This is a genomic window from Enterococcus sp. JM9B (genome assembly GCF_009933265.1).
GTDB lineage: Bacteria > Bacillota > Bacilli > Lactobacillales > Enterococcaceae > Enterococcus_C > Enterococcus_C songbeiensis.
In genome coordinates, this window is sequence record NZ_MAEK01000032.1 from 1 (window position 1) to 16,798 (window position 16,798).

Consider the following 16,798-nt stretch of genomic DNA (forward strand, 5'->3'; position numbering starts at 1 on the left):
TCATCAAACTTACGAGGGGACTTACGTTTATCTACCATCAAAACATTCCTTTCAAAAATAGTGTCTAGTCAAATAGCAGTATAGCAGAAAAATTGTCTACTTTATTAGCATACATCCAAGGTACGTATCGATGTAGAGTACGACTTGGAATGGTCTTTTAGGGTCGAAGAAAAAGTTGCAGGTGTCTGGTATCGTGTAAATGACAGAATAGGTAATGTTCCACAAGTGGATTCATTTTTAGTGAATGTATCTTCAAAAAAGTTAAATATTGTTCCAAAGAAGAATAATACGATTGAATTGAATTTATTTAATCCAACAGACAGTAGTGTTATGAGCTATGTAAATGTATTGTATCAGTATGGTCAGGTGAATTGGTATATGAAAACTAAGCCAGATGATACCAAGCTGGGCAAGACAATTGGTACTTTTGCATTTTCCGATAGTAGAGATACTATCCTAGTAGATATTCCTTTTACTGTTGTTGACACAACACCTCCAACAGGGACATTGATTAATCCAATAGAATTGGAATTAGGTCAGACAGCAGATGTTAATAACTTCTTTGTAAGTCCGCCAAAGGATAATGGAAAACAACCCGTTACCATTCGTCCAGACTCGGACCCAAATAGTCTAGGATTAGGTAGTCACAATTTTGGTGTTAAATTAATCGATAACTTGGGAAATACCGCAAGCTTGAGTACTACAGTGATTGTGAAGGATACAACTCCTTCAAAAGTCATAAGTAAGGATGCAACGATAGACTACGGAGGTACTGTAACGGAAGCTGATTTTATCGATCATGTATCAGATAATGATATTAATGGACCATTTTCGTTTTCATTTGATAAGTCAAAACCAACTCCGGACAATAAGAAAGTTGGTATTCAAGATGTTTATCTGGAAGTAAGTGATCCATCTGGAAATATTACCAAAGTACAAGCAAAGTTAACTGTTAATCCTGAAACTGTTGCACCTACTGGGAATGGTATTTTACAAATGATCCCAGTCAACGGCAGTATATCAGCCAACTCACTTGATGTAGTAACAAACTTGCAAGATAACGATGCTATTTCAAAAATAACAGCAAAATATATAAAAATACCTGATACATCTAAAATTGGTTTGACAGAGGCAGAAGTTGAATTATCCGATCAAAATGGTAATAAATCAAAAGTGACTGTACCTGTTTTTGTTCATGATAATCACAGTAATTTCGATAATCAATATGTATTGAGTTCTCAAAATTTTACTGCCTATTCTAATCAAGTTCCTGCCTCAAAAATTGAAGAATGGATTTTGCAAGAAAGTCAATCTAAAGCATGGGAACTTTCAAGTGGAAATGAAGTGTCTAAGCAAATAAAAGTAATTAGGCATGATGTAAAGCCTCAATTTGGTTCTTATACTGCTACAATACAAATTGGGAATCTTACGAAAGATATCACGATTAACATTTTAGATGCTAAAGACTTGATTGATGTTACTATCCCACAAAAAGTAATTTTTGGATCAACAGATATTCAAAACGGTAAGGTATCATCACCAAGTTACGAAGTGAAAAATAATTCAACTGCTAAGCTCAAAGTATCTTTAGACAAAATGCAAGTGGATTCTAGTTCAACGATTGATGTCATTCGGGCTAATGCTGCTGAACCTAGTGGAAAAGATGAAAAAGTGAAATTAAATCTGAGCTCATTGGAAGAGTTTCAGTTTCCGATGATTGAATTACATCCATCAGTAGCAGATCAGGAATTAGGAATTTTAAATTCTCAATCAGTTGGTGGATTTCAAATTAAAGGAGCATATTACGGAAAATATCAAAATACAAAATGTAACATACAAATGACCTTCAAATTTGAAGCGGCTTAGTAGAGATAACTAGGGTGGTTCCCTAGTTATCTAGTACATAGATTTCAAGAGTAAAGAGGCGATTGATGATGCGAAAAGATATGGTCATCTGATTATTTTAGATGAATTAATTCAAAATGGATATAAAAAGTATCACTGCCTTTGTGATTGTGGGTAAGAAACAGTTGTTTATCATTCCAATTTAGTCTCGGGTCGAACAAAAAGCTGTGGGTGCGGAAATGTTAAGAATCGGCATAGATGCAAGGATTTACCAAATAAAGAATTTGGTGAACTAGTTGCTCTTGCCCCAGCGAAGGAACTGTTGTATGGAAATGTCTATGTTCATGCGGTAATGAAATACTAGCCTCGGCAGAACGATTGCAAAGAGGAGAAATCAAGAATTGTGGATGTCTTAAGGAAAAGCAGTTTCATCTAGAAAAGCAGATATTCGGTAACTTGACTGTCATTGAACCACTAAATAAGAAATTAGATTGGAAAACAAAATGGAAGTGTAAATGTAGCTGCGGTCAATTATGTGAAGTTAGCTATGGAGTTATTATTGCATCAATTTTTAAAATAGGCTGGAAAATATTTATCTAATAAACAGTTATACCAAAAAAATTGATAAATATAAGTGAAGTTTTTCTGGATTATCGAAATTTTGTAAATAATATTCTTCCAAAAATTCATGAGGATAACACCGTTCATGTTGGACGTGCTACGAGAGGATATTGGCAATATAGACTCACTAACTAATTTATCCGTATATCTTTTTTCTTTCGATTTTTCAAGGGAAGAAGTGATAATAATGAATCCAATTTTTTTGATCACTGAATATGACACTAAAATTATTAGTTATATTCAAAAGACCGTTCATAATACCGCAAACAATTATTTTTCCAAAAATTCTAGCGTAAAACAGTCAGAGTCCTTTCCTGGATGACGATGAAAAACCTAAAAAATAAGGGTTTATTTGGAAATAGAAGTGAATAGTTTGTGGATTTTTAGAAATTGTCTATGGTAAGAATATCCGTAGACAATTTTTTTGACAGTAAAAAATGCGAAACTTTGATGCACCAGAAGATTGAACCGATACTACTCCAATTCAGACACTCAAGTTCAATCTTAACACGCAGGATTGTTAAATCTAAAGAATAAAATAGGAATCCAATATTTTAAAAACCATACGTTCTTGAAAGGGGTTGCAAAAACAATTGTGAACGAGTAAGGTAGAGATTAGGAACAAGCTTTAAAAATCAATAGTAATTGGATTAAATGCAGAATATGTTTAATTTAAATACTGTGTTAAAGGTGTATCAAAATACAGGTGTTTACCGCAAACAGCATAATTAGGGAGGCGCAAAGTGGATAATCGCGAACGAAAACGAAATTGGGGATTAATGGGACTGTATGCTCTTTTGTTGATAACAGCTTGTCTCTTCCATCAAATTAAATATTATTTTTTAGCCAGAATATTGCTAGTGATTGCCATTATTTTAATAATCGTTTTCTGGAGATATTTGTTTAAGAACAAGCTAATTGGTATTTCTTTTTCAAGTACTGTTTTTCAACAAAATTTACAAAAAAATGAACGTCGCTTTTTATATGCTCTTGTTATTCTTGTTATGCCAATCTTAAAACTGCGAAATATTTCTGTAAGTGATGTCGTACTATCAATCCTACTAATTTTGATGCCCATTTTTCTAAGTACTTTAGATGAAAAAGCAGAGAAAAAGAAATAGTGACCGTGGTCTATAATTTCTTGAATATAATTTTTAGTCAACCAAGAGCAAACTGTTCTTGGTTTTTTTCTACTAAAAATGAAGACATCTCCTTTTAAAACCAAGAAAGTAGAAAAATGGAAAATACTAAATAACCTACGATTAGATTATTGACAAAACACGATAGGTGGGCTATTTTCATTATAGTATTTATCAGAAAAACAGCAGCTTTTCGAGTTTTAAGCATTGAACAAAAAAATTCCAGCGGATGTTTTTTTGGTTTAAGGAGAATATATGAAAGCTTTAGTTTGTGAGTTTTGCGGAGGGAATCGTTTTAAAAAAGTAAGAAATGGGTATGAATGTGAATATTGTCATGCTGTTTATCCCTCAAATGAAATCGACGTACCTGTCGATATTTCTCATCGAAAATCTCACTTCGGCATCTGGCTCGCTGCAGGAATCATTTTTTTTGTTGGAATTGGTTTTGCACTTCATGGTCCATTAGAAAAAGGGATCGATGGTTTGGGGCAAGGAGCGGCGGTCACGACGAAAGCGACAAAGTGGAGTGAAGACGAGTTAAAGAATCCCCAAAGAAATGTAATGATTGCGGAGTTGACGCTAAATCAAGAAGAAATATCAAAAGCAAAGGTATCCATAGCTAAATATGGTGGGGACAAAACGAAAGAATATGGGCAACGGTTGGATTTAGCGCAAAAAGAGCACGATAAATTGGAAAAAAATCGACTCACGCGCGCTCCTAAAAAAGATATGCTAATTGAAAATCCTGATTCAGATTTAGCGGCGACTAGTTATTACAAGGAGAATGGGTTTTTATTAGCTTATATTCCCGAATATACCCAGTATTCAGAAAAAGATGTTACAAAAGCTTTTGGAAAACCAGATGAAATTTTAACCGATCCTAATAAAATTAGAGAAAATATAGTGCTTAATTATGATGATGAGAATCTTGAGAATTCGGAAATGCAAATTTTGCAAAAAGAGTTACGAGATGGTCAGTTAACCTGGCGAGAAGTTCGTGCCTTTTTATTGGCACTCAATGATTTTTCAGCCGTAAGTTTCACAAAAGAATTCGTCTATGAGGAGCAAGGAAAACCCAACGTATATTTTGAGGGAGAAAAAATTATTTATATCTCACCAATTCCACGATATGTTTACTTTACAAGAATTCCTGAAAGTCATCCTTACAATGGCTTAGGTTCATATCCTGAAGATTTTCCAGAAAATTATACGGAGAAAGGAACCTGTCAATGAAGCCACAGATATGTGAAAATTGTGGAAGTACGGAATTCCACGAAACTACCAATGGTTGGAAATGCGATTATTGTAAAACAGTGTATGTAGCAGAAAAAGCAAAACCTGAAATAGATACTGTGCTAACTTTATCGAAAGTAAAATGGGGGAAACTGATTTTAGCAGTTTTCCTAGTGTCACTAACGATCTTCATAGGTAAAATTTTTATTCGTTCCATTTCTTCTGAAACTGCTGAACCATCAAAACCCGATGAGGCGACTTATACTTTATGGACGTCTGATTCTGAGGAAAAAGATATCAGTAGCGTTTCTGGATGGAGCCAATCGGTTTTTGACGCCATCCAAGTAGCAACAGAAGAATATAACGAAAAAACAGAAAAGTATTCTTATACCAATGGCGGAAATTATGCTGATTTGGAAAAAATAGTCGGCAAACCAACAAGTAGAGTTACTTGGGAACAGGAGGAGTATGGACACCCTGCAAAGGTAATAGCGGAATGGCAAAATAATGAAAGCGGAGAGTATGCCGGGATGACCGTCACTGTTACCTATAATAAAAAAACGTTGATGATTATTGATAAAGATGTGTATTAATGTAGTTCGTAGAAAGGTGCAAGAACCCGTCTAGCTATTAAAAAGTTCAGACCTCCTGTATACTTAAGAAAAGGATTTTTCTGCAAAAGGTTTGGGTACAGGAGGGAATCTTATGAAGCCGGTCATCGTTGCTGAGAAAATAAAAAAAGAATTTTCTAACAATGTCGCATTAAGTGAGATTGATCTGACAATCAACGAGAATGAATGTGTTGCCTTATTAGGAAAAAATGGGGCAGGGAAAAGTATACTTCTAAATATTATATTGGGAAATTATTTTCAAACGAGTGGAAGTATTACAATGAGTTTTGAAAAAAATGAAATCGGTTTTTTACCACAAAAAACGAATTTTCCCGATGATGTAAAAGTAAAGGAGCTTCTTCATTTTGTCGGCAGCTATGGGGAAAATCATCTGTCTGAAGAAGAGAGGAACAATATCTTAAAATTTTCTTCTGAACAATTAAATCAATTTGCCGCAAAATTATCTGGTGGACAACAACGGCTCCTTGATTTTTGTTTGTCTATCATTAATAAACCTAAATTGCTGATTATGGATGAACCAACGAATGGTATGGATACCAGCACTCGAAAGCATTTTTGGGAGATTATCCAGCAATTGATGGATAATGAAACAACAATTGTTTTTACGACACATTATATTGAAGAAGTGAATTACAGTTCAGATCGAGTAATTTTGTTAAACGATGGAGAACTGATTGCTGATGACACGCCTTACCATCTTCGAATGCTGGATCACGAGAAGATACTTTGGATCGAATCCGATAACTATACACCATATAAAGAAAAAATCCAAAAAATAATTTCCGTTAATCAAATCCGCATTGTTGAAACGAATGAATTGACAAAATGGCACTTTCAAGCTGAGCAGACAAGCAGAATTTTTGAAGAACTGTTAGCCATCGACTTTCCTTTAGAAAAAATCGAGTTAACCAATACCTCCTTATTGGATACGATTTTTAATGAAAAAGGAAAAGAGAGAAAGGCGGAATAAGCAATGAGAAACTTGATGAAAGTCGAATTATTGCGGATTACCCGCAACAAAAAATATTTGCTTATGAGCATCGCTATGCCGGTTGCATTTTACCTAATCTTTACGGCGGTGCTTAAACTTCCCAATCCAGAATATCAAAAGATCTTCATGAAGGAATATCTTATTTCAATGACAACCTTTAGCTTAACCAGCTTTTCTATTTTCACTTTCCCATTTGAAATTATCGAAGACAAGAAAAATGGATGGCGCGTCCTTTTGAATCGACTACCAATCAAAAAATTTGATATTTATTTAATCAAGATAATAAAAATGTTACTCCTCTTCATTTTGGCGATTTTTCTTGTCTTCATGACCGGATTTTTTGTACGAAAAGTTGATTTGACCGTGCAACAATGGATTATTTCTGCTTTGTTGCTGTTGTTTGGGGCAACGATTTTTCTAAGTCTGGGAACGATTCTCAGCAATTTTAAGGATGAAAAAACAGTGTCTGTTTTTGCGAATATCTTGTTTTTAGGATTAGCCATGTTGGGTGGATTGTGGTTTCCGACTGATCAATTTCCTGACTGGTTACAAACTATTTCCCAAATGACACCGACTTATCATTTTCGAGAATTGGCTGTGGTCTATATCGAGAATGGTTCCGTACCGCTAACTTCTGTTTTGATTATGATAGCTTATGGGGTTGTCTTTTTAGGTATCTCGTTTCTTATTTCAAGAAAACGGGAGGATGTGGCTTGATAAAAGTAGAAGCTGTAAAAAAGAAGTATCCGCATATGTTGGATACTTCTTTTTGAGGTTACAAATAGAATAATTACTCCGCCGGTGGGCGATAGCCGGCAGCTTTTGCTTCTGCAATAGTCTTGAACCAAGCCTTCGGATTTGTCGTTTTGTCATAATATTTCGAACCGGGAATATGATAAATTCCGCTATTGGAGCCTTTGATCAAGCCATTGCCATTTTTATCGACAAATTTTTTTTCTTCGCTCACGGATTCTGTTGTACTGGTTGTTGAAGAGCCGATTCGACTGGTGCCATCTGAATAATTGATTGTTACACCATCCTGAATGTTAAAAATATACACGTTAAATTGGATATCGTCACTGTCAATGGATTGTGCCTGCATGTGTACGCCACGAGCAACTAATTCTTCTCCATTAAAAACCGGAACGACAGAATAACGAACATACTTTGTTGGGTTTTCTTTAAGGAAATAGGCGATGTCGGACTCAAAACGCAGCATTTCCGGACTATTCAATTGTCTAGTACCAGTAATCAAATTTTTCAAATTATTATTTTGCCCAGTCAACTGGAAGCCAATCAAATGGGACCGATTGTACAGATAGCCGTCTTTGATTTTTTTATTCCGCCAGCCGGTAGGGTCCACGGTCAAGGGTTCACGCTTTTCAGTCGGCATCAGACTTTTTTTGAGTAATGCTTCGGCATAGGTTGGTCGATTCAAAGAATCTAAATCGCCATATTTTTCCCAAGGACCATTTTTGGTGGTCAAATCTTTTTGGGTGAAGGTGGGCTTCCCTTGATTTATATCAATGGTCTGCGTTCCTTTATAACTCAACTCTGCAAGTTCGCTATTGGTTGCTTGAATGTTTTCCTGTGAAACTGAATCAGAACTTGATTCTTTTCCCGGAAGATTGAGTGAGGAACAGCCTGCCAGAAAAATTGCCGTTAAGCTAATCAGGGATAGCAGTTCATATTTTTTCTTTTTTGAAAGATGGGGAAAGACTAGGGGGGTCAAAATAATAAAAATTCCCACTATTACATAGATAAAGTGCATATTATTCTCCTTTTACTAAAAAATCTAAAAAGCTCTTTATGAGTATATAACAATTTTTTATTTTTGGGGACGTTTGAAATAAAAAAGAATCTGGATTATCCCAGATTCTACTGTGGTTCATCATAGGTTGCCCAAACAGATTGTGCAATTTCAAAGGGACGTGCTTTTTTGCCATCAATAGGCTCGTAAAGCAGTTCTTTTTGCGTTTCAGGGATTTTTAAGACGTCCAGAAAATGGTTTGTTTCCTTCAAAAAACCAATCTTAGCAAATTCATTTTTTTCCAAAGTATACTGGATACCTGTTAATTTTGCTTCTTTGTCTGCGGTAAATTCTGATCTATCCCGTAAATAGACGACTTGATTACGGAAAAGAAAATAATAAGAGTCATAGGCAGTCCCAAGATAATCAACAGATTCGCTAACCGGATGAGAAGTGTACATACCAAGTGCCTCAATACCCGCCCGATTCTGAAATCTTTTGAATGAATTGATTGTTTCTTCGTCATAAGGTTCATACCCAGTAAAAGTCAGCTCACGGTCACGAATATTTGGTAAAACGTCGCGACTGACCGTGTAGAATTCCTGAAGTCGATTGTGTTGGAGATAAAAAACACCACCAATAGTTAACAAAGCAACGAAAGAAAAAATGGCTACATGCTTGCTGAATCGGTAATGATGATAGATTACGGCAAACATAAAAACAAGTAACAGCAAAGCTCCCATGACAATCAAAATAGGGGAAATAATTACTGAAAAACGTTCACCGGCAATCCATTCTTTTAACTCAATAAAGGCAAAGATAAGAATCATCTCCTAAAAAACAATTGTTACGGTTATCATACCATAATGCTCAAAAAATACTATCTCATTCTCCCATTACGCGTTTGTTTCAAAATAAAAGGAATACAAATCTTTTAAATCAATTGCTGTAATCGCCATTTCTTCAACGCCTAGAACCTGTAATTGCTGAAAAATGGAGGCTATATCATCTGTGTTTTTAACAAAAGGAATATAGCTAGTTCCATTTGGAAGAGTGGTTACCTGTTTTCCATTGATGGTAGTAGTTTTTTTCAACGTGAATTTAAATTTTACCACAGGTTCATTATCCTCATTTTTTTTGATCTCTTTGATAAAATTGCCATCCTTCAAGAAAAAGATTCGATCGGAATACTGCTCTAGGTTCTCCAACAGGTGAGAAGAAATGATGATAGTTTTTCCTTCTTCCCGTTTTTGGATCAGTAGTTGAGAAAGCAGTGTGACATTCGTCGGATCTAATCCATTCATCACTTCATCCATTAGCATATAAGGAGTGTTTGCGACAATTTGCATTGCAAAACATAAACGTTGGCGCATACCTAAGGAATATTCACCGACTTTTCGTTTTACATAGTTTTCCATATGCAAGTCATCAATGACTTTTAAATAGTCGATGGCAGTTTTTGACCACATTTTCTGATAGATTTTCAAATGATCACTACCTGAAAGTGAATCGTATAAGTCACTTTGATCAGGCATCATGGTAATTTGTTCGTGAATCTTTCTTTCCGTTTGTTTATTTTGATAGGTGAGATCATCAAAGAAAACTTTTCCACTAGTCGGACTTAGATAATTCATCAATACATTTAAAAGTGTCGACTTTCCTGTACCATTAGGGGCTACTAGTCCGATGATTTCTCTTGGATATATTTGGAAAGTCAGATTCTTCAATACCGTAACTTGCTCAAAAGAAACAGTGATATTTTTTACGGAAATCAATAGAAACGCCCCTTTCTTTTGGATAGAAGATAAGAAAATCCTATTCCACTAATTATAAATGGTGAGAATATGAGCAAGAACTGACGAATCGTAAATTTTGTAGTGACGTAAAGATAATTATGATAACCGGTAATAATCTCGCCAATTTTTATAAAAGAGCTCGGTAACCATTCATAGGCGCGAAATTCACCAATTCCTTGACGGTAATAGAGAAATTCCAGTAGGATAACTAGCAATCCTAAACCAATATTTACTAATTCATTTCGAAATAACAGACTCAATGACATGATTAAAAAGTTTAATAAAAATCCCCAAAGGAGCAACAAGCCAAAGAAAATAAGAGTATAGTTTCCCAAAGAAATAGAGTGAAATTCCCCGTTATTCAACTGATCATTTAAATAAATCGGAATAGGATACCGAAAATCTCCAAAGCCATACTGAATGCCTATAAACACGAATGCCGGTAAAAAAGCAATGAAAATCAAAACAAGTCCTATGAATAAGAGAAAACTTTTCCCAAGAATTCTTGAAAAGGGAGTCAAAGGATAACCAGATACAAGAGAAGGATGTTTTGTATCCTTAGTAAGAATGTCGCTTGTCAAAAGGAGCAGCGCAATAAGAACGATTATGGGCAATATGTTTTGGCTTAATCGATAAAAAGTCTGTAAAGCAGTTCGTTCATCAAAGGCACTGAGAGCTAAAGAATAGTCAGCTTTTGCAAAGGCTTGATACTTTACTTTCTCGCGTTTGTAGGCATAGTGGCCATCAAAATGAGCAAAATAATTTCCAAGTTGATAGTACCTTGTGTTGTAGCGCAAGTCTTCCGATAGTTTTTTAAAATAAATATCATCAGAAAAGGCATACCACTCAGCCGTTGCTTGGGCATATTTTTTTAAATCGTTCGTTTGAAGTCCACGCAAGCGTTCATAATCCAATTTATTCCATTGAGGGAAGACCTCCGCAGCAAAGCGAACCAGGTAATGAGTCGTTTCATTAATTTTTACATTTTTTAAAAAATGTTCGCGATCTTCATAACGCGCCGCAATTTCAGCTTTATTTACTTTTTCAATAGGATCGAATCTATTGACGTCAATAAAACTAAAATACAGACCGAAAATGAGAAGAAAAATAAAGATTACTTGATTTTTTCTATTCGTAATCAATTCTTTGCTTTCAATCAAGATATAGTTTTTCATCGATGCCTTCTTTCTTTAAGCTTCTGTGCATTTAATACGCGGCTTAAAAAAGTAATAAAAAACAAACACCAGGTTGCTAAAACACCAATACCGCTAAGAAAGGTTTCTTTTAAAAATTCTCCTTGCAGCAATTGAACGGGGTTAAGGAAAATAGAAGGTAGAAACCAGAGACTCTTCATAAAATTTGGAAAAAAGTAGGGGAGTAAATAAAGACCAAAACTGGTGAAAATCGTGATGTACAAATTATTTAAAAGATAATTCAAGCTCAATGAAAGTAATGTTGTGAAAAGAGTCAACATTAATAGATAACCTATAATTAAAAAGAGATACAGCCAAAAAGGAACCGTCTGATAGTTTTGGATATAGATAGGTACAGGATAACAAAGAGAACCAATCGGGGAAAAAATACCCATGATACCTGCCAGTAATAAAATCAAAAAGAGAACCAACAGAAAAATTCCAAAAAGGAAGCTGATTTTTAGGAGTATTCGTTTTCGAAAAGAAATCGGATAACCATTAGTAACAGACAAGTGATTCATTTCTTCTAGTAGTAAATCACTAGATATTAATGCATTAAGTGGAAACCAAAGAAATCCTAAGCTAACAATCAAAGAAATCATCGCCATAACAAGTGTACTGTTTTCTGTGATTAGAGGAATATGGTCTTTTTGAATCTTTTGAAAAAAAGTTTTCTCTAATTGATTCTCAGCCAATGTTGGTAGATAAGATTGATATTTTTTTGAGCCAGGAAGTGTCAGAAATGATTCTCGTACTTCAACTAATTCTAATGAGGCTTCATTAAGTAGCTTCCAGTTTTCAAACAGAAGAGCTTGTTCTTTACGAGCAAGTAATTCTGATTGTTGGATCAGATTAAAATAAAGGGGATCTTTTTGAGTTTCTTGCTCTGATGGATCAATTTTTTTGAATTGAGATAAAATACTCTGAACAGCTTGCCGAGCTGCTGAATTCTCTTCCAATAAAAAGGGGCGGTTCTGACTAACCGTATTTCCAATTTGAATAAATGTAAAAAGAATTGTGAGAGCTAATAAGAATTGATATTTGATGTTATGGCGATTGATTAAAAATAGCGTTTTAAAATAAGCCAAAATAGTACACCTACCAAAATAAAATTCAATTACTCTTTAATAAGATTTTAGAAATAGTATAACATTGAACGAAATAAAAGGCGAAATATTCTGAAAATGAATTTGATTCTCTTTTCGCTGATTGAGTTGTGGAACACAATTTTCCCAAAAAAAGGCTCGAAACCCTATTCCAGCGCTATGTCTAATGATTTTGTCGGTAAGAAATGGAGGTATTTGTGGTTTTTTTACAAAAATTTGCTAAGATTGGGATATCAAGCAGGGAGTATTGGGGGGGAATAAAATGGAACTCAATCAACAGCTGAAGAAGCTGCGAATCGAGCATCAGTTAACGCAAGAAGAATTAGCAAAAAAAATTTTGGTCAGTCGACAAACGGTTTCCAATTGGGAGAATGGCAAAGCACAACCAGATTTGCAAAATTTACTGATTTTAAGCAATCTTTATCAGGTTTCCATCGATGAAATGCTGGAGAATAAGTCGGAGCCGACGTTAACCAAGACCTATCCTCTTGCAAAACGGTACATGTATGGATTAATTGTTTTTTCTGTCATTCTATTGATTCTGCAAATTATTTTGCGACCACGCGGACTGAATATTTTACTTTTTTATACAGTAGGTGGTTTGATTGGCACCGGTGTTTATATGTGGCAAACCAAACGAGCAGCAGCCCTTTATTCCCAAACAGAAAATATGTATGATATTGGTCGATGGATTTGGATTACTTTTTTTGTGGGCATTTTTTTGACAGTCATACTACAATCATTGATTGTGAATTAGGAGGAAAAAAATGAAGCAGGGAGCATTACTTACGATAAGTTCACAAGAAAAATATGGGTTGTTTTGGGCGCAACAAGATCAGGTCTACGAACCAAGAGCGTTGAATGTTCTTAAAGCTGAAAACAGCGATTATGAATGGCAGTTGGTAAGCCTTTCGGATATGAACAAAGACACAATTCTTGCGTATCAGGCAGTGGCTTTTACACCGATTACGCTGAAATATAAAAAAGAAATTCTTCAATGGTACCCAACAGTAGAAGTGATCTTGATTTCCACAGATCAGTTTATGCGGTTTTTGGCACCAAAGGCTGCGGTTATAGGTCAAACGACTGGTTATCTGATTGTTGCCGGCTCAGACATCAATCAAAATAAACTGCCTAAAGAGTTGAGCCCGCAATTTAAAGAAGAGAATCTTCGTCAATTAATGAGAGAGTATCCCTCAGTTTATTGGCTTGTGAAGACGTTAGAAGAGACAAGGGAACTATTGCACCACAATACCAAACACGTCACCGTAGCTTTGGCACCAAAAGCATGGGGATATGAAACACAATTGCAGGAAGAATTTCCAGAGATTAAAATTTTACGAATTACCCCAAAAAATTTGATGGCGACTCCGAAAGAATATGAAAAAGTTATGCTGGCTGTCGCTATTGTTACAATGATTTTATTGGCTTTAATGGGAATTTTTCAATGATGAAAGTGAAAGGAACCGTTGTTATAAAATAACTGAAATGAAAATATTTTTGGAAAATAAAGTTTTTACTTGCACATGTTCTTCAACTTTGTTACTCTTAATATAACGAAAGAAAAGAATATCTCCTTAGGGGAGTAACTGGCGAGTATTCGCGATAATATCAACAGTAAGTTGGTCGTTTTCGATCATCTGGTATTATATTAAACAGTAAGACCTAAGATGACTATCCAGATAGTTGTCTTGGGTCTTTTTCTTTTCTTTCAAATCAAATTATTGGAGGTTCTCGAGTGGAACAGAAATTAGAAAAAGACATGAAGCAGGAAACAACCGATTATCAGAAAAAAATGACCGATCTCTACCACGAACTAGACAGCAATGAAAACGGCTTGTCAAGTGATGCGGTAGAACAGCGTTTGGCAGCTCATGGTTTCAACGAACTGCAAAGTAAAGCAAAAACACCTCTTTGGAAAGTGTTTTTAGAGACTTTTAAAGATGCGATGGTGATTGTTCTGTTGATTGTAGCGGTCGTACAGATCGTGATGGGCCATCCATTGGAATCGGTAGTCATTTTTGCCGTTTTGCTTCTAAATTCTGTTGTTAGTGTGATCCAAACAAAAAAAGCAGAAAACTCATTAGATGCTCTGAAAAAATTATCTTCGCCAAGTGCAAAGGTCCTTCGAAATGGCGCTCCTGAAACAGTACCCGCCAGAGAGATTGTTCCTGGAGATGTCGTTTTACTGGATGCAGGTGATTTTGTTCCGGCAGATGGACGGTTAATCGAAGCTGGAAGTTTACGAATTGATGAAGGAATGTTGACGGGAGAATCAGTTCCCGCAGAAAAAAATACGGCAGAAATCAAAGGGATTCTACCCGTTGGTGACCGCAACAATATGGTGCATAGTGGAACCTTAGTAGTTTATGGCCGAGGAAAATTTCTTGTTTCTCGAACAGGTAAAGAAACCGAAATCGGTCAGGTAGCTGATTTGTTAGAAAATGCTACAACTGCGGCAACTCCTTTACAGCGAAATTTGGATCGATTCAGCCAAAAATTAGGGTTAGCGATTTTAGCACTCTCGCTGTTGATTTTCGGTATTCAGTTGGCACGTATCTTTATTAGCGGCAATCCCGATATTTGGCCGAGTGTGATGAATGCCTTCATGTTTGCAGTGGCCGTAGCTGTCGCTGCCATTCCAGAAGCACTGCAATCTATCGTGACGATTGTGTTATCCTTGGGAACGAAAAAAATGGCGAAGCAGCATGCGATCATTCGTAAACTTTCTGCTGTGGAAACTCTAGGTGCTACCAGTATTATTTGTACGGATAAAACAGGAACCTTGACTCAAAATAAGATGACAGTTGTTGATTCATTTTTTCTTGAAAACCATGAAGAAACCCAACAACAATTACTGCAAACAGCTTTACTGGCAAATGATGCAGCAATCAATGAAGAAGGAAATAAAATCGGTGATCCAACCGAAATTGCGTTAGTTGATTTTGGTAGCGAGAAACAAATTTCAGCAGAAAGTTTGCGGAAAAAATATCCTCGTGAAAATGAATTACCATTTGATTCAGATCGTAAGTTAATGTCAACGGTTCATACGATAGATGGGAAATTACAGTTGCTGACAAAAGGTGCACCGGATGTTATTTTCCAACGCAGTACACATGTTAAGATTGGAAATAAAATTTTACCTTTTGATGCGAAACAATTAGAAAAATTCCAAAAACAAAACGAAGAATTTTCAAACCGTGCATTGCGGGTATTGGCTTTTGCTTATCGTCCAGTGCAAACGACAGACGTGACTCATGAAGATGAAAATCAATTGATTTTGCTTGGTTTGTTGGCAATGATCGATCCGCCAAGAGAAGAAGTTTATCAAGCAATCACCGATGCAAAAAATGCCGGAATCAAGCCAATTATGATTACGGGTGATCACAAAACAACAGCTCGGGCAATCGCACAGGAAATCGGGTTATTTTCAAAAGGCGATTTGGCTTTGACAGGTGCTGAGTTGGATCAATTAACTCATGATGAACTAATGGAAACGTTGGAAAAAGTCACTGTTTATGCTCGAGTTTCTCCGGAAAATAAAATTCGAATCGTAAAGGCTTGGCAGGAAAAAGGACACATTTCTGCAATGACTGGGGATGGAGTCAATGATGCTCCTGCCTTGAAGCAAGCAGATATTGGAATCGCCATGGGTACTGGGACAGATGTAGCAAAAGATGCATCAGCAATGGTTTTAACAGATGATAACTTTGCTTCAATCGTCAATGCAATCGGTGTTGGTCGAAATGTTTTTGATAATATTAAAAAAGCCGTTGCTTATCTTTTTGCCGGTAACTTAGGAGCTATCATCACAATTATTTTCGCTTTAGTGATGAATTGGGCAAATCCATTTACTGCTTTACAATTACTATTTATCAATTTGGTGAATGATTCTGTGCCAGCAATTGCTTTAGGAATGGAAAAACCGGAACCAAACATTATGCAACGTCAGCCAAGAAATCCACGAACGGGCATTTTTTCTGGAAGTACCTTCATCTCGGTTGCGTATCGGGGAATTTTGATTAGTATTGCCGTGATCGTTGCCCAATGGATTGGAATGCAGCAATCTGCTGAGTTAGGTGTAGCCATGTCCTTTTCCACGTTGATTTTGAGTCGTACCCTACAGATTTTCCCAGCACGATCCAATACACAAACCGTGATTGGCGCAGGCTTCTTTCATAATAAGATCGTTCTAGCGGCTGTCGGTTTTTGTGGACTATTGTATGCTGGAACGCTTTTACCGGCGCTACGAGGGTTATTCTCAATACCAGCAGATTTTGGTCAGACACAATTTTTCATTTCTCTTTGCCTGGCGCTTGCAGCAGTCATTTTAATGGAATTGACGAAAGTGCTTCTATCAGTGATTCAAACAAACGGAAAATTTTTATTTTCAAAAAAAGCCCCAAGTTTTTCTGATTCATCTGCAAAATAAGCAATAGAGAGATAAGGTGAAATTCTTTTCCTCAGTCGATTCTCAAGCTACAATAAAAGA

General features: G+C 35.9%; 14 protein-coding genes. 9 read left to right on the plus strand and 5 right to left on the minus strand.

The window, feature by feature from the left end:
- The first annotated feature begins 144 nt into the window (after window positions 1-144).
- The 6 genes from BAU16_RS10405 (at window position 145) to BAU16_RS10435 (ending at window position 7,178) form a co-directional block, all read left to right on the plus strand.
- Entirely contained in the window at window positions 145-1,866 is a 1,722-nt protein-coding gene (locus tag BAU16_RS10405; protein ID WP_237579237.1) for a hypothetical protein, read from the plus strand.
- 1,343 nt (window positions 1,867-3,209) lie between these two features.
- Window positions 3,210-3,587, plus strand: coding sequence for a hypothetical protein (locus tag BAU16_RS10415; RefSeq protein WP_137605136.1), 378 nt, complete (start codon window positions 3,210-3,212; stop codon window positions 3,585-3,587).
- Window positions 3,588-3,860: 273 nt separating this feature from the next.
- Window positions 3,861-4,838 carry a DUF4947 domain-containing protein gene (locus tag BAU16_RS10420; RefSeq protein ID WP_137605137.1) on the plus strand — a complete coding sequence of 326 codons (978 nt, stop codon included), beginning with the start codon at window positions 3,861-3,863 and terminating at the stop codon, window positions 4,836-4,838.
- Window positions 4,835-5,431 carry a hypothetical protein gene (locus BAU16_RS10425; RefSeq protein ID WP_137605138.1) on the plus strand — a complete coding sequence of 199 codons (597 nt, stop codon included), beginning with the start codon at window positions 4,835-4,837 and terminating at the stop codon, window positions 5,429-5,431. Before BAU16_RS10420 ends, BAU16_RS10425 begins: the two co-directional genes overlap by 4 nt.
- A gap of 112 nt (window positions 5,432-5,543) precedes the next feature.
- Window positions 5,544-6,440: an ABC transporter ATP-binding protein gene (locus tag BAU16_RS10430; RefSeq protein ID WP_161527031.1), complete on the plus strand. Its 897-nt coding sequence runs from the start codon at window positions 5,544-5,546 to the stop codon at window positions 6,438-6,440.
- Window positions 6,441-6,443: 3 nt separating this feature from the next.
- Window positions 6,444-7,178, plus strand: a complete 735-nt coding sequence (locus BAU16_RS10435) for an ABC transporter permease (protein ID WP_137605140.1) — start codon at window positions 6,444-6,446, stop codon at window positions 7,176-7,178.
- A 73-nt stretch (window positions 7,179-7,251) separates the two neighbouring features.
- Here the strand turns inward: BAU16_RS10435 and BAU16_RS10440 are convergent, their stop codons facing one another.
- The 5 genes from BAU16_RS10440 to BAU16_RS10460 form a co-directional block, all read right to left on the minus strand.
- Entirely contained in the window at window positions 7,252-8,232 is a 981-nt protein-coding gene (locus BAU16_RS10440; protein WP_161527032.1) for a DNA/RNA non-specific endonuclease, read from the minus strand.
- Window positions 8,233-8,339: 107 nt separating this feature from the next.
- On the minus strand, window positions 8,340-9,041 hold the full coding sequence (locus BAU16_RS10445) for a hypothetical protein (RefSeq protein ID WP_137605142.1): 702 nt from the start codon (window positions 9,039-9,041) through the stop codon (window positions 8,340-8,342).
- A gap of 66 nt (window positions 9,042-9,107) precedes the next feature.
- Window positions 9,108-9,986, minus strand: coding sequence for an ABC transporter ATP-binding protein (locus BAU16_RS10450; protein WP_137605143.1), 879 nt, complete (start codon window positions 9,984-9,986; stop codon window positions 9,108-9,110).
- Window positions 9,983-11,182 (minus strand): hypothetical protein, encoded by a 1,200-nt coding sequence (locus tag BAU16_RS10455; RefSeq protein ID WP_161527033.1) that lies wholly within the window; start codon window positions 11,180-11,182, stop codon window positions 9,983-9,985. Before BAU16_RS10455 ends, BAU16_RS10450 begins: the two co-directional genes overlap by 4 nt.
- Complete coding sequence (locus tag BAU16_RS10460) at window positions 11,179-12,288, minus strand: hypothetical protein (protein ID WP_137605145.1); 1,110 nt, start codon at window positions 12,286-12,288, stop codon at window positions 11,179-11,181. Before BAU16_RS10460 ends, BAU16_RS10455 begins: the two co-directional genes overlap by 4 nt.
- Before the next feature lie 280 nt (window positions 12,289-12,568).
- Between BAU16_RS10460 and BAU16_RS10465 the strand changes: the two genes are divergently transcribed.
- From BAU16_RS10465 to BAU16_RS10475, 3 genes are all read left to right on the plus strand, one after another.
- On the plus strand, window positions 12,569-13,063 hold the full coding sequence (locus BAU16_RS10465) for a helix-turn-helix transcriptional regulator (RefSeq protein ID WP_137605146.1): 495 nt from the start codon (window positions 12,569-12,571) through the stop codon (window positions 13,061-13,063).
- Between the two features lie 10 nt (window positions 13,064-13,073).
- Window positions 13,074-13,757 (plus strand): hypothetical protein, encoded by a 684-nt coding sequence (locus BAU16_RS10470; protein WP_048605158.1) that lies wholly within the window; start codon window positions 13,074-13,076, stop codon window positions 13,755-13,757.
- A gap of 311 nt (window positions 13,758-14,068) precedes the next feature.
- Window positions 14,069-16,738, plus strand: a complete 2,670-nt coding sequence (locus tag BAU16_RS10475) for a cation-translocating P-type ATPase (protein WP_137605220.1) — start codon at window positions 14,069-14,071, stop codon at window positions 16,736-16,738.
- The last annotated feature ends 60 nt before the right edge of the window (window positions 16,739-16,798 follow it).